This window comes from Kitasatospora sp. NPDC004615, from assembly GCF_042873545.1.
GTDB lineage: Bacteria > Actinomycetota > Actinomycetes > Streptomycetales > Streptomycetaceae > Kitasatospora.
Map to the genome: position 1 here is coordinate 550,366 of NZ_JBIALQ010000001.1, position 20,745 is coordinate 571,110.

At 72.5% G+C, this 20,745-nt stretch carries 23 protein-coding genes and 1 pseudogene; 7 read left to right on the plus strand and 17 right to left on the minus strand.

What is annotated here, in order from left to right; genetic code table 11:
• Nucleotides 1–7: 7 nt before the first annotated feature.
• The 3 genes from ACFYS8_RS02535 to ACFYS8_RS02545 are packed head-to-tail and all read right to left on the minus strand — an operon-like array spanning nt 8 to nt 2,546.
• On the minus strand, nt 8–679 hold the full coding sequence (locus tag ACFYS8_RS02535; RefSeq protein ID WP_387634659.1) for a response regulator: 672 nt from the start codon (nt 677–679) through the stop codon (nt 8–10).
• Complete coding sequence (locus ACFYS8_RS02540) at nt 676–1,797, minus strand: sensor histidine kinase (RefSeq protein WP_387634661.1); 1,122 nt, start codon at nt 1,795–1,797, stop codon at nt 676–678. Before ACFYS8_RS02540 ends, ACFYS8_RS02535 begins: the two co-directional genes overlap by 4 nt.
• Nucleotides 1,798–1,823: 26 nt before the next feature.
• Entirely contained in the window at nt 1,824–2,546 is a 723-nt protein-coding gene (locus ACFYS8_RS02545; protein ID WP_387634664.1) for a hypothetical protein, read from the minus strand.
• A gap of 102 nt (nt 2,547–2,648) precedes the next feature.
• On the opposite strand from ACFYS8_RS02545, the gene ACFYS8_RS02550 reads away from it, so the two are divergent.
• Entirely contained in the window at nt 2,649–3,152 is a 504-nt protein-coding gene (locus ACFYS8_RS02550; protein ID WP_387634667.1) for an AAA family ATPase, read from the plus strand.
• A gap of 24 nt (nt 3,153–3,176) precedes the next feature.
• Here the strand turns inward: ACFYS8_RS02550 and ACFYS8_RS02555 are convergent, their stop codons facing one another.
• The 5 genes from ACFYS8_RS02555 to ACFYS8_RS02575 form a co-directional block, all read right to left on the minus strand.
• The gene (locus ACFYS8_RS02555) at nt 3,177–3,824 is read right to left on the minus strand and encodes a Fic family protein (RefSeq protein ID WP_387634669.1); all 648 of its coding nucleotides are present in this window, start codon (nt 3,822–3,824) and stop codon (nt 3,177–3,179) included.
• Nucleotides 3,814–4,476: a hypothetical protein gene (locus tag ACFYS8_RS02560; protein ID WP_387634672.1), complete on the minus strand. Its 663-nt coding sequence runs from the start codon at nt 4,474–4,476 to the stop codon at nt 3,814–3,816. The genes ACFYS8_RS02555 and ACFYS8_RS02560 overlap by 11 nt, the downstream gene beginning before the upstream one ends.
• 256 nt (nt 4,477–4,732) lie before the next feature.
• On the minus strand, nt 4,733–5,257 hold the full coding sequence (locus tag ACFYS8_RS02565; RefSeq protein ID WP_387634674.1) for a hypothetical protein: 525 nt from the start codon (nt 5,255–5,257) through the stop codon (nt 4,733–4,735).
• A 38-nt stretch (nt 5,258–5,295) separates the two neighbouring features.
• A complete protein-coding gene (locus ACFYS8_RS02570) occupies nt 5,296–5,772 on the minus strand; it encodes a diadenosine tetraphosphate hydrolase (RefSeq protein WP_387634677.1) in 477 nt (158 codons plus the stop codon).
• Between the two features lie 45 nt (nt 5,773–5,817).
• The gene (locus tag ACFYS8_RS02575; protein ID WP_387634680.1) at nt 5,818–7,080 is read right to left on the minus strand and encodes an esterase/lipase family protein; all 1,263 of its coding nucleotides are present in this window, start codon (nt 7,078–7,080) and stop codon (nt 5,818–5,820) included.
• 294 nt (nt 7,081–7,374) lie between these two features.
• On the opposite strand from ACFYS8_RS02575, the gene ACFYS8_RS02580 reads away from it, so the two are divergent.
• On the plus strand, nt 7,375–7,770 hold the full coding sequence (locus ACFYS8_RS02580) for a ribonuclease domain-containing protein (RefSeq protein WP_387634683.1): 396 nt from the start codon (nt 7,375–7,377) through the stop codon (nt 7,768–7,770).
• A gap of 145 nt (nt 7,771–7,915) precedes the next feature.
• The gene (locus tag ACFYS8_RS02585) at nt 7,916–8,242 is read left to right on the plus strand and encodes a MoaF N-terminal domain-containing protein (RefSeq protein ID WP_387634685.1); all 327 of its coding nucleotides are present in this window, start codon (nt 7,916–7,918) and stop codon (nt 8,240–8,242) included.
• Nucleotides 8,243–8,266: 24 nt separating this feature from the next.
• Here the strand turns inward: ACFYS8_RS02585 and ACFYS8_RS02590 are convergent, their stop codons facing one another.
• Entirely contained in the window at nt 8,267–9,454 is a 1,188-nt protein-coding gene (locus ACFYS8_RS02590) for an alpha/beta hydrolase (RefSeq protein WP_387634688.1), read from the minus strand.
• 310 nt (nt 9,455–9,764) lie between these two features.
• Nucleotides 9,765–9,905 (minus strand): annotated as a pseudogene (locus tag ACFYS8_RS02595) (SDR family oxidoreductase); the annotation flags it as partial.
• Here ACFYS8_RS02595 and ACFYS8_RS02600 point away from each other — a divergent pair.
• Nucleotides 9,876–10,400 carry a TetR family transcriptional regulator gene (locus ACFYS8_RS02600; RefSeq protein WP_387634691.1) on the plus strand — a complete coding sequence of 175 codons (525 nt, stop codon included), beginning with the start codon at nt 9,876–9,878 and terminating at the stop codon, nt 10,398–10,400. The pseudogene ACFYS8_RS02595 and the gene ACFYS8_RS02600 overlap by 30 nt on opposite strands.
• Nucleotides 10,401–10,512: 112 nt before the next feature.
• On the opposite strand, the gene ACFYS8_RS02605 is transcribed toward ACFYS8_RS02600, so the two are convergent.
• Nucleotides 10,513–11,376 (minus strand): universal stress protein, encoded by an 864-nt coding sequence (locus ACFYS8_RS02605; RefSeq protein WP_387634693.1) that lies wholly within the window; start codon nt 11,374–11,376, stop codon nt 10,513–10,515.
• 277 nt (nt 11,377–11,653) lie between these two features.
• Between ACFYS8_RS02605 and ACFYS8_RS02610 the strand changes: the two genes are divergently transcribed.
• Nucleotides 11,654–12,361, plus strand: coding sequence for an SMI1/KNR4 family protein (locus tag ACFYS8_RS02610; RefSeq protein ID WP_387634696.1), 708 nt, complete (start codon nt 11,654–11,656; stop codon nt 12,359–12,361).
• 1 nt (nt 12,362) lies between these two features.
• Here the strand turns inward: ACFYS8_RS02610 and ACFYS8_RS02615 are convergent, their stop codons facing one another.
• Both ACFYS8_RS02615 and ACFYS8_RS02620 read right to left on the minus strand, forming a co-directional pair.
• Complete coding sequence (locus ACFYS8_RS02615) at nt 12,363–12,647, minus strand: DUF2568 domain-containing protein (protein WP_387634699.1); 285 nt, start codon at nt 12,645–12,647, stop codon at nt 12,363–12,365.
• A complete protein-coding gene (locus tag ACFYS8_RS02620; protein WP_387634701.1) occupies nt 12,632–12,982 on the minus strand; it encodes a hypothetical protein in 351 nt (116 codons plus the stop codon). Before ACFYS8_RS02620 ends, ACFYS8_RS02615 begins: the two co-directional genes overlap by 16 nt.
• Before the next feature lie 59 nt (nt 12,983–13,041).
• Here ACFYS8_RS02620 and ACFYS8_RS02625 point away from each other — a divergent pair, with 59 nt between their 5' ends.
• Both ACFYS8_RS02625 and ACFYS8_RS02630 read left to right on the plus strand, forming a co-directional pair.
• Nucleotides 13,042–13,488, plus strand: a complete 447-nt coding sequence (locus ACFYS8_RS02625) for a MarR family winged helix-turn-helix transcriptional regulator (protein ID WP_387634704.1) — start codon at nt 13,042–13,044, stop codon at nt 13,486–13,488.
• A gap of 58 nt (nt 13,489–13,546) precedes the next feature.
• Nucleotides 13,547–13,900 (plus strand): hypothetical protein, encoded by a 354-nt coding sequence (locus ACFYS8_RS02630; protein WP_387634707.1) that lies wholly within the window; start codon nt 13,547–13,549, stop codon nt 13,898–13,900.
• A 77-nt stretch (nt 13,901–13,977) separates the two neighbouring features.
• Here the strand turns inward: ACFYS8_RS02630 and ACFYS8_RS02635 are convergent, their stop codons facing one another.
• From ACFYS8_RS02635 to ACFYS8_RS02650, 4 genes are all read right to left on the minus strand, one after another.
• Complete coding sequence (locus ACFYS8_RS02635; RefSeq protein ID WP_387634709.1) at nt 13,978–14,628, minus strand: tetratricopeptide repeat protein; 651 nt, start codon at nt 14,626–14,628, stop codon at nt 13,978–13,980.
• 92 nt (nt 14,629–14,720) lie between these two features.
• Nucleotides 14,721–15,071: a DUF488 domain-containing protein gene (locus tag ACFYS8_RS02640; RefSeq protein ID WP_387634711.1), complete on the minus strand. Its 351-nt coding sequence runs from the start codon at nt 15,069–15,071 to the stop codon at nt 14,721–14,723.
• A gap of 83 nt (nt 15,072–15,154) precedes the next feature.
• A complete protein-coding gene (locus ACFYS8_RS02645; protein WP_387634714.1) occupies nt 15,155–17,290 on the minus strand; it encodes an MMPL family transporter in 2,136 nt (711 codons plus the stop codon).
• A 140-nt stretch (nt 17,291–17,430) separates the two neighbouring features.
• Nucleotides 17,431–20,721, minus strand: coding sequence for a BTAD domain-containing putative transcriptional regulator (locus tag ACFYS8_RS02650; RefSeq protein ID WP_387634717.1), 3,291 nt, complete (start codon nt 20,719–20,721; stop codon nt 17,431–17,433).
• Between the last annotated feature and the right edge of the window lie 24 nt (nt 20,722–20,745).

A 20,745-nucleotide genomic window follows, 5' to 3' on the forward strand; every position in this document is an offset into this window, starting at 1 on the left:
TCCCCGGTTACACCAGGCCCGACTCGTAGGCAGCGATCACCAGTTGGGCCCGGTCGCGGGCCGCGAGCTTGGCCAGCAGCCGACCGATGTGGGTCTTCACCGTGCCCGCGCTCAGGTGCAGGTACGCCCCGATCTCGCCGTTCGACAGCCCGCGGGCCACCAGCACCAGCACCTCCCGCTCCCGGGGCGTCAGTTGCTCGGGGCCGACGGCCGCGGCCGGTCCGCGGCCCGCCGTCGGCCTCGGGACTGGCAGGCGGGCGAACTCGGCGATCAGCCGGCGCGTCACCGACGGCGCCAGCAGCGCGTCGCCCGCCGCCACCGTGCGGATTCCGTCCAGCAGCACCGCAGGCGAGGTGTCCTTGAGCAGGAAGCCCGCCGCACCCGCCCGCAGCGCCCCGTACACGTACTCGTCCAGGTCGAAGGTGGTCAGCACCAGCACCCGGGTGGCCGCCGTCTCCGGTGCGCCGGTGATCCGCCGGGTCGCCTCGATGCCGTCCAGCATGGGCATCCGGATGTCCATCAGCACCACGTCCGGCCGCAGGCGCGCGGTGGCGGCCACCGCCTGCTCACCGTCCTCGGCCTCGCCGACCACCTCGAGGCCGGGCGCGGTGTCGATCAGCAGCCCGAAACTCCCCCGCAGCAGCGGCTGGTCGTCGGCCACCAGCACCCGCACCGTCACGCGCCCTCCCCCGTCCCGTCCACCGGCAACACGGCCGACACCCTGAACCCACCGCCCGGCCGGGGCCCGGCACTGAGCGTTCCGCCGTACATCATCACCCGCTCCCGCATCCCGGCCAGCCCGTGCCCACCACCCGACACACGACGGCCCGGCGCCCGCCCGGCACCGTCGTCGGACACCTCCACCCTTACCTCGCCCGCCAGTTGACGGATCATCACCTCGCACCCCGTCCCCGGCCCGGCGTGCCGCAGGACATTGGTGAGCGACTCCTGGACGATCCGGTGCACGGTCAGCGCGACCCCGGAGGGCAGCGTCGGCCCCGGCTGCACCTCGCACGACACCCGCACCCCCGCGTCCACCGCCCGCCGGACCAGCACCGGCAGCTCGCCCAGCCCCGGCGCCGGCCCCTCCGCCGCGTCCGCGTCGCGCAGCACCCCGAGCGCCCGGCGCATCTCGGTCAGCGCCTCCCGCCCGGTCCGCTCGATCTCCCGGACGGCCGCCCGGACCTCCGCCGGCCGCACCTCCGCGACATGGTCGGCGACCGCCGCCTTCACCACGATCACGCTCAGACTGTGCGACACGATGTCGTGCAACTCCCGTGCGATCCGCAGCCGTTCCGCCACCAGCGCCGCCTCCGCCGACCGCTGCGCGCGCTCCGCCGACCGCGCCCGCCCGGCCCGCACCGCATGGCCGCCCGCCCAGGCCGCACCGAGCACCAGCGCCGTCACCGCCGCCGTCCCGACCGCCTCCCCCACCGTCCCCGACGGCGTCACCACTCCCTCGCCGAGCACCACCGCACCCGCCGACACCACGACCGCCGCCGCCAACGCCACCTCCGCCCGCCGGACCGGCTCCAGCAGAGCCACCGCATAACCCGCCAACGCGGCCGCCACGAACGGCTCCCTCGTCACATCGAGCAACGTGGCCGCCACCGAACTGCCCACCACCACAGCCAGCACCACCAACGGCCACCGCCGCCGCACCGCCAACGGGCCACCAACCCCGAGCGCCACCAACACCGCCAGCCACGACGGGCCGGTGAACCCCGGCTCGCCGCCGTCCGCCGCCATCGCCAGATACGCCGCCACCGCCACGGCCGCGACTGCCGCGTCAACCACCCATAGATGCAAGCCCGTTCGCACCCTCATCCCGCCTGTCCGACCAACACCATCGCCACGCCCACCGCCACCACCAGCAACACCCGCCCCGCCACCGTCCGGCCCGCCGGCCGCGGCCCGTCCCGCCACACCGCCACCCCCAACGGCACCAGTGCCACGCACAACCCCACCGCCGCCACCACCGATCCCACCGTCGTCCCCTTCAACACACCCAAAGGCATCGCCGCCCCCGCCGCCAACGCCACCGCCCGCACCGGCCCCAACACCCCTGCCCGCCAAGCCCCCCACGCCAGCAACACCCATCCGCCCATGATCGCCGCATTCAACGCACTGAACACATGGAACGCCCCGTACGACCCCGCCACCAGCGCCGTCGCCTCCCCCGCACCACGCTGCGCCACCAGCTGGAACGCCAAATGGTCCACCCCCGCGTGGAACGCCCGCGCACACAACCCCAGAACCGTCAACGTCCCGCCCCACCACGCCAGTTCAGGCCTCCGCTGGGCCACCCGCCCAGCCAGCAGCGCCACCCCCGGCAGCAGCAGCGTCCACCCCGCCGACACCAACCCGTAGGAGACAGCCATCAGTTGAGGGCGCTCCCGAAACGCCGCCAACTGAGCCGGAAAGAAGAAGTCGTACCGCCACCGCACCACCACCCCCGCCACCACCAACACCGGCCCCACCACCAGCGCCGCCGCCCCCACCCAACGCCCCGGAAACCCGACCCACCCGCTCCGCATCTCATCCATGCCCCCAACCCTTCCGCCCCCGGGCCACCCCCGTCGTCGGAGCCAGGTCCACACTTCGCCATCAGACCCAGGTCCGACCTCCGGTTGATCTAACCTTTCTTCGTGACACAGCAATTGAGCACCGTGGTGCTGATGTGCGGCCTCCCGGGAGCGGGCAAGACCACCTACGCGATGGGACTCGTGCAACGCGGCTTCACCCGCCTCTCCATCGACGAGGTGGTCTGGCAGCGCATCGGCCAACGCGACGCCGGCCTGGCGCTGGAGGCCGAGGCGTACGACCGGCTCAAGGAGGAAGTCCGCCGCGAGCAGCGCCGGCAGCTGATCGAACTGATGCAGGACGGCCGCGACGTGGTGATCGACTACAGCTTCTGGAGCCGCACCGCCCGCGACGACTACAAGGCACTCATCGAGCACCACGGCTGCCGCTGGGAACTCATCCACCTCAAGGCCGACCCCGCAACACTGAAGCGCCGCCTGGCAGTTCGCAACGCCGAACATGGCGCCAACTGCGTCACCGTGGACGAGTCGCTGTTCGCACGTTACCTGGCCAACTTCGAGGAACCGCGCGGAGAGGGCGAACAGGTCTTCGTGCATTCCCCGGTCTGAAGGTCCCGCTCATTTCAACTGGCCTTACAACTCGGCCTGTTGACTTCTTCTCACTGCTGCCCGGCGGCGGGCGGCCCGGATCAGGACAGTGATCAGCTCAGCAAGATCGGCCGCACCGGCCGGATCGTCGGCGTAGCGGGTGACGGTCAGCGGGGCGACCAGATCGAGCCGGATGCCGGCCAACTCCAGTACGTAACAGGCCGCCAGCATCGCCGAACGCCCGTTGCCGTCCGGGAACGGATGGAAGAACGCGACGTCCAGATACGCGCGCGCCGCCCGCGCGGCCGGCGGCAGACGGGTGTCCGCACTCTCCAGCAGACAATCCGCGAAGTCGCCCCACAATGACGGCACGTACCCGTACCGCTCCCGACCACCCTTCGCGAACGCGTCGGTGGTCCGGAACCCCAACTCCTCTGCCGCGAGCACGCGTTGCTGCCAGCTCAGCAGCACCTCCGGAGTCAGCGGTCTCCGCTGCTCGGCATCCTCCCTCATCAACTCCACTGCCGCCGCCAACCGTTGAGCGCGCAGCGGCGACCGCTGCCGCCCTTCGGCGTCGATCCAGGCACTCAACCCGTCGGCCGCGGGGCGCAGCGGCCCCCGCTCGTCAGCCGTGGCCGCCCAATCGACCTTCCGCCTCACTGTGCGCCAGACGGCAAGCGCGTCAGTGCTCACGGTAGGTCCGGTGTCCGGTGACGCCGAGCGCGAGGTCCTCGCAGACCGCCCCGACCACGGCAAAGCCGGGCGCCGTCCAGCTCTCGAACCGGCCACCGATCGCATCCTCCACCAGCCTGGCCGCCCGCTCGCCCTCGATCCCGACCGAAGCCAGGTACCAGCTGAGCGTCCTGCGGCAGAGATGGTGCCACCCGCATGCGCCGGACGTCGCATCCAGCACCGTGGTCACCAGCCGGACCGCCGCCCGCTCGATCGCCCAACTCCGGTCCTCCCCAGTCGCATTCGCGACTGGGGCCAGTTCGACGAACCGCTCGGCCAACCGCTCCGCCCACGCCCGCCACTCCAGCAGCGACTCCACCACCGCACGCGATGCCGCCTCCGGCCCCTCCCGCAACGAATGCCCCGCACAACACCAACTCTGCACCGGCCCGCCGCCCCCACCCTCCCCAACGGCCCAATGCCACCCGCACGCCCACACCCCGAACCGCCCGACCAGCAGGTCCGTCACCTGGCCGACGAACTCATAACGGTCGCCCGAAGCGCCGACGGGCGGCCCCAACGCGAGTACCGCCGCAGCGAGTTCGTCCTGCGCGTCCACATCGAGCGAGAACGGGGTCCGGTCGGGGTCCACCTCGGACCAGGACAACGACATCGGATGACGGCGAGCGGAAACGGGTCCTCCCAGGATCGAAGCAGCACACGAACAACCGCCCGATCCTGCCAGCCGCGACAACGCCCCGCCACTCGGTTTCCGGCCCCTGCACGTCCGCCTTGGCCAGCGCCCTCGCGGCCTCTTCGTCAGCCCCGGCCGGCCGACCCGCGACTCAGGGCCCAGCTCGCTCGCGGAGCCGCCACCGGCGTGGCCCGCGCCGTCACCACCTGGGTGCTCGACCGGATCGCCGAGCACTTCAGCTGATCAGCGCCCGGTACGACGAGCCCTCGGGCGTGTAGATCAGGTCGAATTCGCGTCCGATGCCAGTCGCGGTCAGATGCAGGCGGGCAAGCGCCTCGGCGGCCGTCGGGTAGCTGAGTCCGAGGGTGGCGGCGACGGCGTCCCGGTCGGCCAGCAGCGCGGGCTCGTCCTCCAAGTACTCGGCTTCGGCCGCCTCGCTTTCCTCCGCCGTGCAGTTCGGGCAGTCGCGCCACCAGGGTGCGGCGAGCAGCAGGCGCAGCAGTTCGGGCAGTCCGACGGCGAGGAGGGCGGCGCCGCCCTCGGAGTCGGCGAACAGGATCGGACGCCCCTCGCCGCCCTCGCCGCAGAAGAAGTACGTCCCGCCACCGCCGTCCCCGGCGAACGGCTCCAACGAAAGGCCGTTCGCCAGGTGGACCGGTTCCACGTGTTCGGTGCGGGGGAGGTCGAGTTCGCCCGGCCAGTTGAAGTAGTCGGCGACGGCGTCGTGGTCACGGATCATGGCGAGCAAAGACGTTGGCATGCCCGGCACTGTAGTGCGGACGGCCGACACAGGGACGCCTATGCCGAGCGCAGCCGATCCAGCTCGTTCCCGATCGCCTCGCGCAACGCATCGTGCTGCGGACCGAGTGCGTACCGCGCATCGGTCCACCTGTCGCGCGGATACAGCCACACCGGCATCCGCACCAACTCGCTCGGTTCCCAGTCGAACCGCGGCCACACGTGCGCGTGCAGAAACCCGTCGGTGTTGCCCAGGATCTCCAGATTGACCCGCCGGAAGGCCGGATCCATCCGGGCGCATGCCCGCTCGACTGCTTCCCCGAGCTGCTCCATCTCGGACAGGAAGGTCAGCCGCTTGCCCTTGGGCAGGTCCGACAGTCGTTCCACCCGGGGGTCGTCCGCCAGGAGCACCGAGTAGCCCGGCAGGAACTGCACATCGCCGATCACCGCGAAACCCGCGCTCAAGTGCCGTACGACTGCGGGGTTTTCGCCCCGCAGCGCACTCCCGATCCGATCCGTCCGCCAGTCGTCAACCATGTGCCAGAACCTACCTGGCCGCAGTCACCTCCCGGCACGGCACCGCTACGCCAGCCAGGCCGTCACCTGGCTCACCGCCGCGCTCCCCCAGGCCAGTTCCATGTGGTTCAGCCCGCTGAGCAGCGCGGTGCCGCCGACCTTCGCGATGCCCGTGGTGTCCAGCGCGCTGGCGGTGAAGACCAGGCCGTCGCTCGGGCCGCGGCCCTCGTTCAGGATGCCGGGGATGTCGGCCGAGCCGCCGGCCAGCAGGTAGGTGGAAATACCGACCGGAACGCCCGCCTGCTGGAGGGGCTTGATCAGGGAGCCGGCGTCGATCGCGGCCTGGATGCCCTGGCCGGAGGTGTAGATGCCCTGGCCGCCGTAGTAGGTGGTCCACCAGTCCTGCATGGTGCTGTCGACGCCGTAGGGGCCGTCCCAGCGGGCGAGCAGTTGGCGCTGGCCGGGGAAGCAGTCGTAGCCGCCGGTGGGGAGTACGCCGAGGCAGGGCTGCGAGGTGTAGGTGCCGTAGCAGGTCATGTACAGGTGGGGCGACGGGGCGTTGGCGGTGCCACCGCAGGCGGGCCAGGTGGCCAGGGAGAAGGCCCAGCCGTGCGCGTAGGTGTAGTCGAGGCCGCCGTTGGGGCCGCCGAGGGTGACGAGCTTGCGGACGTCGCCGGCGTAGGCGCGTCCCCAACTCGGCTTCACGGACGAGACGTAGGAGCGCGCCGCGACCTCGCCCTTGCTCCACGCCACCACGTCGACCTGGGCCGCGCCGGTGCGGGCCTTGATGACGGCGATGGCGTCGCCGACGGCCTGGGCCTGCATCAGGTTGTCGCCCTGCTTGTGCGCGAATCCGATCGCGAACACCCGGTGGCCGGCTGCGGCCAGCGCCTGCGCCATGCCGGTGCTGGGGCAGTTGGACGCGCCGCAGTTGCCGGTCTCGCCGGGGTTCGCCCAGGCCCGGTCGGCGTTGTCGTTGGCGCCGTGCACCAGGAGGACGGGCGTCCCGGCGGCGGTGTTCCAGCCCTGCGCGCTGTACAGCAGGAACCGGCCGGAGAACGGGCGCTTCACGCCGCCGAAGTACGTGACCCGCGTGCCGTCCTGGTCGCCGCGCCCGTCGGACGGGTACTGCTCCTGCGTGAACCCGGAGGTGCCGTCCAGGTAGCGCTCGACCTGCGCCCAGCCGTTGCCCGGCGAGCCGAACACGGCTTCCTTGGTGAGGTAGGAGGGGACTGCGGTGGCCGCGGCGGCCTGGGTGGGGGTGAGGCCGAGCGCGAGCAGCGCGCCGGCCAACAGGGCGGTGAACACGGACCTGAGCGGGTGGCGCACCTGGTCCTCCTTCAACTGATGGGTGGCCGCCGACCGTCGACCACGTGGGGGTAGGACGGTCGGCGGCCCGACTGTGGGTCAGGTCACATTAGGGGCGACGGTCGCGGCCACCCATGTGTCAGGACCACAGGGTGCGGAGCCGGGCGGTGTCGGCGCACCACAAGCCGGATGCCCCCGCACCGTGAATCGGTGTCGGTACTCCGCGCGACGGCCGGGTTTCCCGGCCACGACCCGTGGGTGAAGTGTTCGCGACAAGGGTTACGGGGGCGGCTGACGTGGCGTCACACTGCGGGCATGCGAATGACTCTCCGCGCGTTGAAGATCCGGGCCGTCTCGGTCGCCGCCCTCGGCCTGCTGACCCTCGCCCCCACCGCCGTGGCCACCACCGAGGCGCACGCGGCCGTCAGCGGGAACATCTGCTACTCGGCGCTGCCCAGCCAGGGCCGTGACACCATCCGCCTGATCGACGCCGGCGGGCCGTTCCCGTACTCCCAGGACGGCGTCACCTTCCAGAACCGCGAGGGTGTACTGCCCGCCCAGTCGCTCGGCTATTACCACGAGTACACGGTCATCACCCCGGGCAGCCCGACCCGCGGCACCCGACGCATCATCACCGGCAAGGTCTTCCACGAGGACTACTACACGGCCGACCACTACGTGACGTTCCGCCGCGTCGACTTCGCCTGCTGATCGGGCCCCCGGTTCCGAGTCGGGTCCGATAGGTTGGGGCGGGTACGGCCACACCGGTCGCACTGGCTGCACCAGCTGCACCAGCTGCGCTGGCTGCACCGGCCGCACCCGCCCACCGCACCGATCGCCGAAGGACCGCCCACACATGACCGCCGCTCTGCCGGGCTTCGCCGGCCGCACCTACCTTTTCGAGGTCGACAACGGCGCGGCCTTCCGCAACTCCTACTCCGCGGACGGCACCCGGCTGCGCTGGGAGGGCCTCGGCGAGTCCGCCGGCCAGTACGAGGACGTCGCGCTGCACGCCGCCGCGATCGCCCCGGGCATCTGGTTCGTCTCCTGGACCGAGCGCAGCGGCATCACGGTCAGCCACGTCATGGACCTCAACGCCCTCACCGTCAAGGTCTTCTGGACCTGGGAGGGCGAGACCGGCCGGGTCGGCGAACTCCACACCGGCACCCTCACCCCGGCCTGACCCGCGTCCCCCCGCCGGCTTCCCTCACGCCTTCAGGTGCGCGGACAGGAACTGGAATCCGGAGGGGAGCAGCTTGATCCAGGTGGCGAAGTTGTGGCCGCCCTCGGGGACGGACGCGACGCCGGTGGTCATCGGCGGCTTGGCAGCCGCGGTGAAGGCGTCGGCGTCCTTGCGGAAGTCGCCGTCGCCCTTCTCGGCGCCGCTGAGCATGATCGCGGTGCTGGGCATCGGCAGGTGCTGGAGGCGCCACAGCAGGTCGGCCTCGTCGCGGCGCTGCTGGCTGCCCTTGAACAGGTCGCCGGTGGTGACGTCCTCGGCGGCCTTCAGGTAGCCGGAGATGGAGACGCCGCCGGCGAACACCTCGGGGTGCCGCATGGCGACCTTCGCGGCGCAGTAACCGCCGGTGGAGTTGCCCATGATGCCCCAGGCGGCGGGGCCGGTGGAGGTCCGGTAGGTGGCGGAGATCGCGCGCGGGACGTCCTTGGCGAAGTAGGTCTCGGCCTGCGGCCCGCCGGGGACGTTCTCGCATTCGGGGTCGGCGGGCATCGCGGGCGAGGGCCGCATCAGGATCAGGACGGTGGGCTGCATCCGGCCGGCCCGCATCTCGTCGAGCGCGACGCCGGGGTAGTTGAAGCGGGTGATCAGTGCCTTGGCGTCGCCGGGGAAGCCGGTCATCGCGATGACGGCGGGGAACTTCTTCTGCTCGTTGCCGGGCTGGAAGTACTGCGGGGGCAGGTAGACGTATCCGTCGGTGCTCAGGCCGGTGCGCGCGCCGGGGATGCGCACGGAGCGGATCTCGCCGACCTTCTGCGGGTCGCGTCCGAGCGTGGTGTTGACGGGTTCCTTGCCGGTTTCCTGGGCAGGCAGTACGGGCAGGTTGGTGGGCTCGGGCTCCGCACTCGGGCTGGAGCTGGGGGCGGCCGTGGCCCCGACGGGCGCGACGGGCGCGGCGGCGGCCTTCACGGACACCGGGCCGTCCTTGCCGGTGCCCAGCAGGTCGTTCCAACTGCTGTAGAACGAGAAGTAGTTGTTCACCAGCAGGCCGATCACGGCGAGCAGCGCGAGCTGGCTTCCGAACAGCATGCCGATCCGGCCGAGGACGGCCCGCCAGTGGCGGTTCGCGACTGCAGGCCACCACCAGACGGTGGCGCCGAGCACCATCAGCGCGATCTCGATCGTGAACAGCAGCAGTGTGGTGCTGGTCAGCCCCATGGCCGTGATCCCCGTGTCTTCCCCTCGCCGCGCGCCCACGAGCCAGTGGCAGACGGACTCGGCGCGGCCGTGCCGAACGTGCCGGCTAAGTATGCACGCTGCACCGGGGACGCCGGCGGCCACCCGAACGGTTCCGTCCCGCCGCCCGCACACGATCGAGCGGGACGGCGGAACGGACGGGACGGGACGGGACGGACGGGACGGGACGGGACGGGCGTGGCGGATGCGACGGGTGTGACGGGGGGCCGGCAGTTGACCGGCGTCCGGCGTGGGTGTCGCTGTCAACCGGCGCCAGGCGTACGCGCCGCCGTCAGGCGTGGGTCCCGCCGTCGATGCGGATCTCGGTGCCGGTGACGAACGCGCCGTCGTCCGAGGTGAGCATCGCGATCACGCCGGCCACCGTCTCGGGCCCGGCGAAGCTTTGGCCGATCGCGGGCTGGAGCTTGGCGAACCAGGCACCGCCGGCATCTCGCTGCGCACCTTCTACCGCTACTTCCGCACCAAGGAGAACGCCGTCGCCCCGCTGCTCGCCGACGGCTCCCGCCAGTGGATCGAGCTGCTCGCCGCCACCGCACCCGGCACCCCGCTGCTGCCTGCCCTGGTGGAATCCGCCCGCGGCGCACTCGACCCCGCCCCCGGCCGCCCCGCCGAATCCCTCGCCTGGACCAGGGGCCTGCTCCGCGCCATGCCCGACGACCCTGCCCTCCGCGACGTATGGCACCGCACCCAGCACGACGCCGAGGCCGCCCTGCGCCCCGTCCTGGCCGCCCGCACCGACCTCTCCCCCGACAGCCTGGACGTCCGCCTGCCGGCCGCCGCCGCCAACGCCGCGATGCGGGTCGCCGTCGAGGCCTGGGCCGCGGGCGACACCGACCCGTCCGGCGCCTCCGACCTCGCCGAAACCGCCTTCCGCCGCCTGGCGGGGCCACTCACCGACCCGAACTGACGCCCGGCCCGAGGCCCCGCCCGCACCCGTCCGCCCGGCCATCCGCCGGGCGGACCTCCACCCCTCAACTCCCCTACCAATAAGGCTTGTTCATACCGGATTCATGCCGGATTCATACCGGCACAACCGCCACCGGACACTGCGCGTGATGCAGGACGGCATGCACGGGCGTCGCCAGCCGCAGACCGAAGCGCGGCGCCGGCTGATGCCGCGAGAGCACCACCAGCGAGGCGGCACGCGACTCCTCGACCACGGTCGCGGCGGTGTTGCCGGTCAGTTGCTGCGACTGCATCTCGACGGCCGGGAACTCCTCCCGCACCGGATCGCAGGTGCGCACCAGCAGTTGCTCGTGCAGCTGGTTCTCCTCCCCCAGCTCGTCCACCATCGGCGCCATCCGCCCGACATCCGCGACCACCGGCGACCAGGTGTGCAACGCCCGCACCACCGACCCCCGCCGGGCAGCCGTCTCGCACCCGAACCGCAACGCGGCCGCGTCCCGTTCGTCGTGCACCGCCACCAGCACCGGCCCGTCGGGATACTCCGTCCCGCGCACCACCACCACCGGACACGCCGCATGCGCGGCCACCCGCAGACTGACCGACCCCAGCAGCAACGACGCGAACCCGCCGTGCCCACGCGTCCCCAACACCGCCAGACCGGCGTGCTCGGCGGCCGTCAGCACCGCCTCCGCCGCATCGCGCGGAACAACGTCACCGGTGATCCGCAACCCCGGGTGCGCAGCCTCCAGCCCCGCCCGGACGGACTCCAGCAGCTCCTCCGCCTCGCGCAGGATCAGATCCGTGACGGTCGTCCCGGTACGCGGCGAGAGCGTGACGGTCCCCGTATTGACGGCATGCACCAGGTGAAGACTCTCCCCCCGCCGCTCGGCCTCCCGGGCCGCCCACTCCGCGGCCTCGTTCGAAGGCGCCGAACCGTCAACCCCGGCAATCACCCCACTGGGTCCCCTGATCTCCATCACACACTCCTCGGACCAGGCTCGCTCCTTCCAGCATGCGCCGCCCCGCACCACCGGCCAAGCAGGGACGGCGCGGGCCCTGGAAAACGCTTTCCCACTGGGGGCCTGGCCGTTGCATTCGGCCGTACGGAAACCGCTTTCCGCCTTGGCCCCGCCGCCGCCCAGAACTCCCGCAACGGCCTGCTTCCCAGCGCATCGGCGAGCGCATCGCTCTGGGCGCGGGTGAGGCTGAGCGCCCACAGCACCGCCGACTCGTCGATCGGCTACCTTGCCAAACATGCAGGCAGTGGACTGGACCGAGGTACGGCACCGGACTGTCGCCCTCTTCGCACAGCGGGGAACGCGCATCAACGGCCGGAGCGGTCTCCCGGGCGTTCTGACCGAGGCGCAAGTACGCCAGGCCGAGGAACAGTTCGGCGTGACGTTCCCCGACGACTACCGCCAGTACCTGCTGCACGTCAGCGCCGGCGGCAAGGTACGGACACTGCGGTTCGACGGCTCGCGCTGGGACTGGGACGGCGCCGCGCCTTGGGAGAACCGGAAGCTGCATGTCCCCTTCCCCGACCACGACACCGCGCTCGCAGCGTCCGACTACCTCTGTGACCGCGAGCCGAACCGGGAGGACTTCGCCTCCGAGGCGGCCTACCAGGCCGATTACGACGCCTGGGACGAGGCCGTGGGCGCGGCCGAGGACGCCCGAACCACCGGTGCCGTCTTCCTCCTGGAACACGGCTGCGGCTTCTCCACACTCCTGGTGGTCACCGGCCCCATGCGAGGCCGCATGTGGTGGGACGGGCGCGCAGCGTGCGATCGCCTGAGCCCGCTGCTGAACGACGACCACGAGGCCGCGACATTCGAAGAGTGGTACCTCGACTGGCTCGCCCACGAGGAGTCCCGAACCACGTCCGACAGCAGCCGCGACCCCGCACGCACACCCATCTGCGACCGCTGGGTCGGCAGGAAGAGTCCGATACAGCGGGCCTGACCTACCTCCGCCGCCAACTCCCGGCCGCCGCGAGGGCGCCCGTGCCGAACCAGCAGATCTCGAACGCCACCCGCGCCGGGCCGTGCAGGGCGTGCGTGGCGGTCGGTGCGGCGAACTGGCCCCAGAGGACGGCGAGCAGGGCGACCGACCCGACGGCGCCGGCCGCGCGAAGGGCGCGGCGGCCGGCGCGGGTCCAGGCCCAGCGTGCGGCGGCTGCGTAGACGGCCAGTTCGGCGGCGAACACGAGTACGTCGACGGGTCCGATGCCGTTCACCGGGACAGCCACCAGGCGGTGGTGAGGTGCAGGACGGCGGCCGCGCCGGCGCCGATGGTCATGCCGACGTTCCGTTGCCGGACGCCGATCGCGGTGTCGCCCACCTGCGCCAGCCCGGCGACCACCAGCATCGGCCAGGCTGCGGCGCGCGAACCGGCGGCCAGGACAAGCGCGGTGACGAGTCCGAGCGGGACGGCGCGGACGGTGTAGGCCCCGGCGTAGAGGCGCGTCCCTGCGGTGATCGGCTCGTTCGCGGCCAGCACCAGTCCGGGGCGGATCGCCCCGGCCACACTGGATCCGGCGCTGAGCAGTGCGGCCACCGCGTTGGCCACCAGCAGACCGTTCATTCCATCTCCCCCTGAATCATTCGAACCCTGAACGATATAGGGACGGTACCATTCGGGCTGTGAGCGATGTCAAGGGAGCAGCGGCGCTGCGCGCAACGGTGGTCTTCAACCTGGGCACCCTCGGTGCTCTCGCCTCGGACCGGTTCGCGGGCCGGGTGGAGGAGCTGGGAATCAAGCCCAAGCACGCGGGCCTGCTGGCCGCACTGGATGCCGGATCGGCCGCGTCCCAGCAGGAGTTGGCGACCCGCCTGGGCGTCGCGCCCAGCCTGATCGTGGCCCTCGCGGACCAGTTGCAGGAGCTGGGCGCGGTCGAGCGCGTCCGCGACCCCGAGGACCGTCGCCGCCAGGTGCTGACCCTCACCGCCGAGGGACGTCAGCTGCTCGCCCGTTGCGCCGAGGCCGCCGAGGCCGTGGACGCGGACCTGACCGGCGGCCTCACCGCCGCCCAGCGCACCGCCCTCGCCCGCCACCTGCGCACTCTCGGGGAGCAGCAACTCCCCCACTGACAGGGCGCGTCGGCGAATCCGGCTTGCCCGGAAACCCTCCGCCGGGAATGCTGAGCCGGTGCCAGGTCAGAAGAAGAGAAAACGCAAGCACCAGGAGCTCGCCCAGCAGTTCGCCGCCCGCTTCGCGCCGGACGCGGGGAGCTGGCAGGTGCAGTTCGCCACCCAGGACGCCGGCGAGTGGAAGGCCTACCTCCGTGAACTCGGCACGGCGGAACCGGACCTCGACTGGTCCACCCTCCGGATGGACGAGTTCTGCGGCCGCGGCGACCACCCGGACAGCTACCGGCTGAGCCGCTTCCTCCCGCACCCCGAGCCGGCCCCCGAGCCGCACCCCGAGCCAGACCACGAGCCGAACCCCGAGCCAGACCACGAGCCAGACCACGAGCCGGACCGCAAGCCCGCCGATATCTGAGCCTGAACTGCCCTGCCGCTCCTGCCCGTTCACCCCGCCCTGCACCCATCATCCCGGCGGGACGAACGGAAAAGCGATCACGCCAGGCCGAGCTCCTCCCGAGCCCCCGTCACCCACCCCTGCACGCCGAACGCCTCGCTCTTCTCGGCGAGTTCGGCCGCCTCGGCGAGCAGCGCCGCCGCGTCCTCGCGCCGTTCCTGCTGGGAGGCGAGGAAGGCGAGGCCGATCAGGTTGGCGGCGACGCCGGGCAGGAAGCCGAGTTCGCGGCGCAGCCGGGTGGACTCCTCCAAGTGGGCGCGGGCGGAGTCGAGTTGGCCGGTCGTGTGGTCGGCGATGCCGAGGTGCCGCAGCACGTACGAGAGGGTCAGCCGGTCGCCGGCCCGGGCGGCCAGTTCCCTGGCCCGCCGGAGGGAGGGCAGCGCCGTCTCGTTGTCGTCCCGTACCACCTGGTGGAACGTGCCCACCCAGAACAGTGCTTCGCCCTCGCCGCGTTCGTCGCCGAGCCAGCTGTACAGCTCGGCGGCCCGTTCGAAGAGCCCCAACTCCCGGGGGTCTTCGAGGCGTTCGCCCAGGTAGCGGGCGTGGATGATCTTCCCTCGGGCCAGTGCGAGGTCTGCTTCGACCCCGTCCAGCCCGCGTTCGGCAGGTTCGAGAGCGCTGGTGTCGCCCTTGAACACGGCCCGCTCGTAGCGGAGTTCTGCTTCTTCGATCCGTCCGTCCACAGTCATTCGGCGATCGTAACGGGCGTCAACTCCCGTCTAATCAGTGCGCCTTGAGCATGCGGCGGGCGTCCCGGAAGCCCGTACAGCCGACCCAACAGCTACCCCGGCTGCTCCAACCGTTCCAGCAGCACCGACACATGGCTGTGCGACGGCTCCTTGACCGCCGTCAGCAGCACCAGGTCGCCCTTCGCCGCCAGCTCCCGCAGCTCGTCCAACTCGTCCTGTGCCTGCGGCGCGTCGAGCTCGGCCCGGTAGCGGCGGGCGAACTCCTGGTACTCGCCGTCGGGGCCGTGGAACCAGTGGCGCAGTTCGGTCGACGGCGCGACTTCCTTGGCCCAGCGGTCCAGGTGGGCGTCCTCCTTCTTCAGTCCGCGCGGCCACAGCCGGTCCACCAGGACTCGCACCCCGCCGTCCGGTGCCTCGTACACCCGTTCCACTCGCACGCTCATGCACCCACGGTAAGCACCTGCCGAACAGTGGGCGACACGGAGCACGCGGCAGGGCCCGCCCGGAGGGGGCGGGCCCTGCCACGTCAGACGGCGACCGGCTGTTCCGCGGGGGCGGCCGGCGCGTCGCCGTGCTCGATGCGCAGTTGCGGGAGCAGCCGGTCGAGCCAGCGCGGCAGCCACCAGTTGTGGCGGCCGAGCAGGGTCATGGTGGCGGGCACCAGTACCAGCCGGACCACGGTGGCGTCGATCAGGACGGCGACCGCCATGCCGACGCCGATCATCTTGACAGTGATGTCGGGGTCGATCGCGAAGCCGGTGAACACCGCGACCATGATGGCGGCCGCGCTGCTGATCACCCGCCCGGTGGCGGACAGGCCGCGCACCACGCTGCCCTTGGCGTCGCCGGTGGCCAGCCAGTCCTCACGGACCCGGGAGAGCAGGAAGACCTCGTAGTCCATGGAGAGGCCGAACAGCACGGTGAACATCAGGATCGGCACCCAGCTGGACACCGGCACGGCATGCGGCAGTCCGAGCAGCTCGGCGGTCGCGTCGTTCTGGAACACCGCCGTCATGACGCCGTACGCGGCGGCCACCGACAGCAGGTTCATCGCGGCCGCCTTCACCGCGATCACCGGCGCCCGGAACAGCGCCGTGAGCAGTACCAGCGACAGCACGACCACGAACGGGACGACCACCCAGAGGCGGGCGGAGAGCCGGTCGGAGATGTCGGAGAAGCTGGCGACGACGCCCGTCACCTCGACGCCGGCGGGCAGTTCGTGGTCGCGTAGCCGCTTCACCAGTTTCGCGGTGGCCTCGTCCTGCGGGCCGGTCTTCGGCTGGACGGTGATCACGGCGGCGTTCCCGGCCCGGTTGAACTGGGCGGGCTGGACCTGTTCCAGCTCCGGCTCCCGCGCCAACTTGGCTTCCAGTGCCGGGAGTTCGCTCTTCGGCAGCCGGTCGAGGTCGACGGCGAGCAGCAGCGGGCCGTTGGCGCCGGGGCCGTACGCGTCGGCGATCAGGTCGTACGCCTTGCGGGTGGTGTTGCCGGCGGCCTGGCTGCCCGCGTCCTGCGGCCAGGTGCGCATGCCGAGCATCGGTGCTGCCAGGCCGAGCAGTACGGCCAGCGAGAGCACGGCGGCGGCGATCGGTCGGCGGCCGATCAGGCGCGCCCAGCGCTCGGTCCGGGTGGGACCGCTGGTCTTCACGGTGGAAGCACCGGCGGCTCGGCGCTCGGCGCGGCGCAGCAGGCGGGGGCCGGCCAGGGCGGCGAGGGCGGGGACCAGGGTGAGCGAGGCGAGCATGACGGCGCCGACGGTGGCGAAGGTCGCGTAGCCGAAGGACGCGTAGATGGACAGGCCGGCGAGCTTCAGGCCGAACAGCGAGACCAGGACGGTGCAGCCGGCCACCACCACGGACGAGCCGGCGGTGGCGTTGGCGGCGGTGGCGGCGGCCCGTGGGTCCAGGCCGTTGCGCAGTCCTTCGACGTGCCGGGAGACCAGCAGCAGGGCGTAGTCGATGCCGACGCCGAGGCCGACCATGGAGGCCACGGTGGGGGCGATGTTGCTGATGTCGGTGACGGCGGCCATCAGGGTGATCAGTCCGGTGCCGGCGGCGAGTCCGGCGAGGGCGACGAGCAGCGGCAGTCCGGCGGAGACCACGGTGCCGAGCGCGATCACCAGGATGATCAGGGCGGCGGTCATGCCGATCGCCTCGGCGGTGCCGTCGGGGGCGGAGAAGTGTTCTGGGACCTGTCCGCCGTACTCGACCTGGTAGCCGGCGTCGGTGGTGGGCCGGGCGGCGTCGTGCAGCGCGTCGAGTCCTTCGGAGCCCTTGAACGCCGTGACCTCGACGTCGTAACTGAGCGTCAGCAGCGCAGTGTCGCCGTTCCGGGAGGGTATCGGCGGGGTGACCGCGATCACGTGCGGTACGGCGGTCAGCCGGGTGCGCAGGGCGGTCAGGGTGTCTTCGGCAAGCGCTTTCCCGTTGCGGTCGTGGACCACCACGCGGGCGCCGGCGCCGGCGGTCTCCGGGAAGCGCTCGTTCAGCAGGTCCAGGCCGGCGGTGGAGCGGGTGCCCGGTACCCGGTAGCTGTCGTGGGGTTCGCCGCCGAACGCCCGGGCCAGGCCGAAGATCGCGGCGATCAGCAGCAGCCAGGCGGCGACGGTGCGCCAGGGCCGGGCGGCAGCTGCCCCGCCGAGGCGGCCGAGGAGTGTGGACATGGTGCGGGTGCCTCCCGTAAGGCGTTCGGGTCAACTGACGGTCAACTGACGAACACCAGTGTGGGAGTGCCGTCTTGGAGTGCACTTGGTAGGGACGTGGAAATCGTCCGGACGATCTTCCATGTGCCCGAAAAGCGTCATCAAGCCAACGCTCTGAGCCCTTCCCGCGCCTGGGCCTCCCAACTCGGGGACTCCCAGCGGCGGGCGACTTCGGCGGCGTGCCGGAAGTGCTCGGCGGCCTCAGCGGTGCGGCCGAGCCGGCAGGCGAGTTCGCCGAGCGAGAGGGCGACCGGGCGGGAGGCGATCGAGGTGGAGCTGGCGCCGGCCACCAGGTCGGCGAACGGCCTTAGCTCGTCGAGGAGTTCGGCCATCTCCTGGTGCTCGTCCAGGGCCATCGCGGCGTCCGCCCGCAGCACCAGGAACAGCGAGCGGAAGTAGTCGGCCTGCACGGTGCGGCGCTCGGCGCGGGCCGCGCGGGCCTCCTCGCGGGGGCGTCCGGCGGCGAGCAGGGCGAGCGCGGCGACGTCGGCGACCAGCGGGCCGTACTCGGCGCGGTGGTGGTCGATCAGCGGGAGCATCTCGGCGAGGCGTCCCTGCCGGTGGGCGATCACGATCCGCACCAGCGCGTCGAGCGCGTCGGCGTGCAGCGAACTGCGGGCCCGCAGGCTCGCCACGGCCCGGTCGTACAGGGCGGTGGCCTCCTCGACCCGGTCGGCGGCGAGTTCCAGCATGCCGCGCTGGCACAGCACCACGTCGGAGAGTTCCACCAGCCGGTAGCGCTGGGCGAGTTCCTCACCGGCCGTCAGGTGGCGGCGCAGCGCGGGGAGGTCGCCGCGGACGGCGGCGGCGGTGGCGGCGAGGTGTTCGGCGTGCCAGCGGTAGGCGGGCAGGTCGTGTTCGACGGCGAGTGCGGTGATCTCCTCGGCGAGGTGGAGCCGGTCCACGGCGGCGAGTTCGTGGTCGCAGGCGCGGGCCTGGGCGGCGAGTGCGAGGCACAGCAGGCGCGGGTCGTTCTCGGCGCGGGCCAGCGCGACGGCGCGGGTGGCTGCGTCGACGGCCGCGGTCGAGCCGGTGCAGTCGAGTTCGTGGGTGAGCGCGTCGAGCAGTCGGCACTGGGTGGCGGGCGGCAGGTCGGTGCGGCGCAGCAGCCGGCCGAGGGTGTCGATGGCGTCCTGGTCGAGGGTGCCGTAGGGGTGGGTGACCCAGGGGGTGGGTTCGGTCCAGGCGGTCCAGGCGGCGATCAGCAGGTCTTCGCGGCCGGATTCGCGGGCGAGCCGCAGGGCGTGCGCTTTGGTCGCTCCGGCGTCGGTGACCTGTCCGGCCCGGACCTGGGCGCGCAGCAGTGCGCCGAGCAGGTCGATGCGGCGGGCGGCCCGGTCCTCGCCTGGCTGTTCGGCGGCGCGCTCCAGGTTGTCGACGGCCTGCCGGAGCAGGGTGACGGCGCTGCGGTGGGCGTAGCGGCGTTCGGCGGCCTCGGCGGCGCGGACGCAGTGTTCGACGGCGAGTTCGGCGGTGGCGGTGGTCGCGGCCTGGGTGAAGTGGTGGGCGAGGGCGGCGAGTTCGCCGGGTCGCAGCTCGCGCAGGGCGTGTCCGATCCGGCCGTGCAGGCGGGCCCGGCGCAGGCCGCCGAGATCCGCGTACAGGGTGTCGCGGACCAGCAGGTGGGCGAACCGGACGGTACCGGGCCGGGGTTCGAGCAGCAGCCCGCCCGCGACGGCCGCTTCGACGGCCTCGGTGGCGGTGTCCTCGTCCTGTTCGCCGGCCCGGACCAGCAGGTCGACGTCGCTCTCCCGTCCGGCGACGGCGGCCAGCCGCAGCAGGTCGACGGCGGGTGCGGGCAGCCGTTCGAAGCGTCGCCGCAGGACGTCCCGGACGCCCTGCGGTACCTGCTTCAGTGCGGTCGATTCGTCTTCGAGGGCGAGCAGTTGGGCGCTCTCGGTGAGGTAGAACGGGTTGCCGCCGGTGCGTTCGGCCAGCGCGTGGACGGTTTCGGGGCGGACTGGGGCGGCGCAGACCGCTTCGATCAGCCGTCCGGCGTCAACCTCGGCGAGGCCGCCGAGTGGCACCCGGGTGGGTGAGCGCCGGGCCAACCGGGCGAGTACGTCGGCGAGTTCGCCCTCGCCGGGGCGCAGCGCGGCGACCACCAGCAGGCCCCCGTCGGGGGCGCCGGGGGCGTGGTGAGCGGCGAGTTCGCCGAGCAGTTCGCGGGTTTCGGGGTCGGCGGCGTGCAGGTCGTCGAGCAGGACGGCGAGCGGGGCGCTGCGGGCGGCGGCGTGCAGGCGTGCGACGACGGCGCGGTGCAGGCGGAACCGGCCGGACAGCGCGTCCTGACGGGCGGTGGGTTCCGGATCGGCGAGCAGCGGGGCGAGTTCGGGGTCGGCGGCGGGGTCCGGTTCCTGTGCGGTGAGTTCGCGCAGTACTTCGGTCCAGGCCCAGGCGGCTGGGGCGCCGGCGCTCTCCGGGCAGCGGCCGGTGACCACCCGCCAGCCGTGGCCGGTAAGTTCCTCCGTCAGCCGGCCCAGCAGGGTGGACTTTCCGGCTCCGGCCTCGCCGCTGACCAGCGCGAAGCCGGCCCCGCCGCGCGCGGCCTCGGCGGCCCGCCGGAGCGCGGCCAGCTCCTCCAGGCGTCCGACGAACACCCCGCCGGTGCGACTCGCGATACTGCGCTCCGGCGCGGCGGGCAGCGCGATCCCGGCCGGGCCGGCAGGCAGCGCGAGGTGGTCCAACTGCTGGCGCAGGATGGCGGTTTCGAGCTCGGTGAGGGCCGGGCCGGGGTCGAGTCCGAGTTCGGTGGCGAGGTGGGTGCGGGCGCGGCGGACGGCGGTGAGGGCCTCGGCCTGGCGTCCGGCGTGCCAGAGGGCGAGGGCGAGCAGGCGCCAGCCCTCCTCGCGCAGCGGGTACTCCTCGACCAGTGCAGTGGCGTCCTGCACGGCCAGCGCGAGGCGGCCCTCCCCCAGTGCCCGTGCGGTCGCGGACTCCCGGGCGCCGGTGCGGAGTTCTTCCAGCCGGGCGGTCTCGGTGGCGGCCCACGGCCGGTCCGCGAACTCCCCGTACGCGGTGCCCTGCCACAGTTCCAGTGCCCGCCGCGGCTCCCCGGCCGCCACCAGCGTCTCGAACTCGGCGGCGTCGGTGTGCACTTCGCGCACCGCGTAGCCGCGTTCCGCGCTGACCAGCAGTCGCGGCGACTGCCGGGGGCCGCGCGCGGGTTCTAGCAGGCGGCGCAGGTTGGAGACGTACGTCTGGAGCGAGACGGCGGCCTTGGCGGGCGGGGCACCGTCCCACAGGTCGTCGATCAGCCGGTCGGCGGAGACGGGCGCGCCGCGGGCGGCCAGCAGGCGGGCGAGCACGGCGCGCTGGCGCGGGCCGCCCAACCGGATTGCGTCCCCCGCCACTTGCGCCGTGAGTGCCCCGAGCACAGTGATCCGCACCATCGTGCGCCGAGCCTATGCGATGGC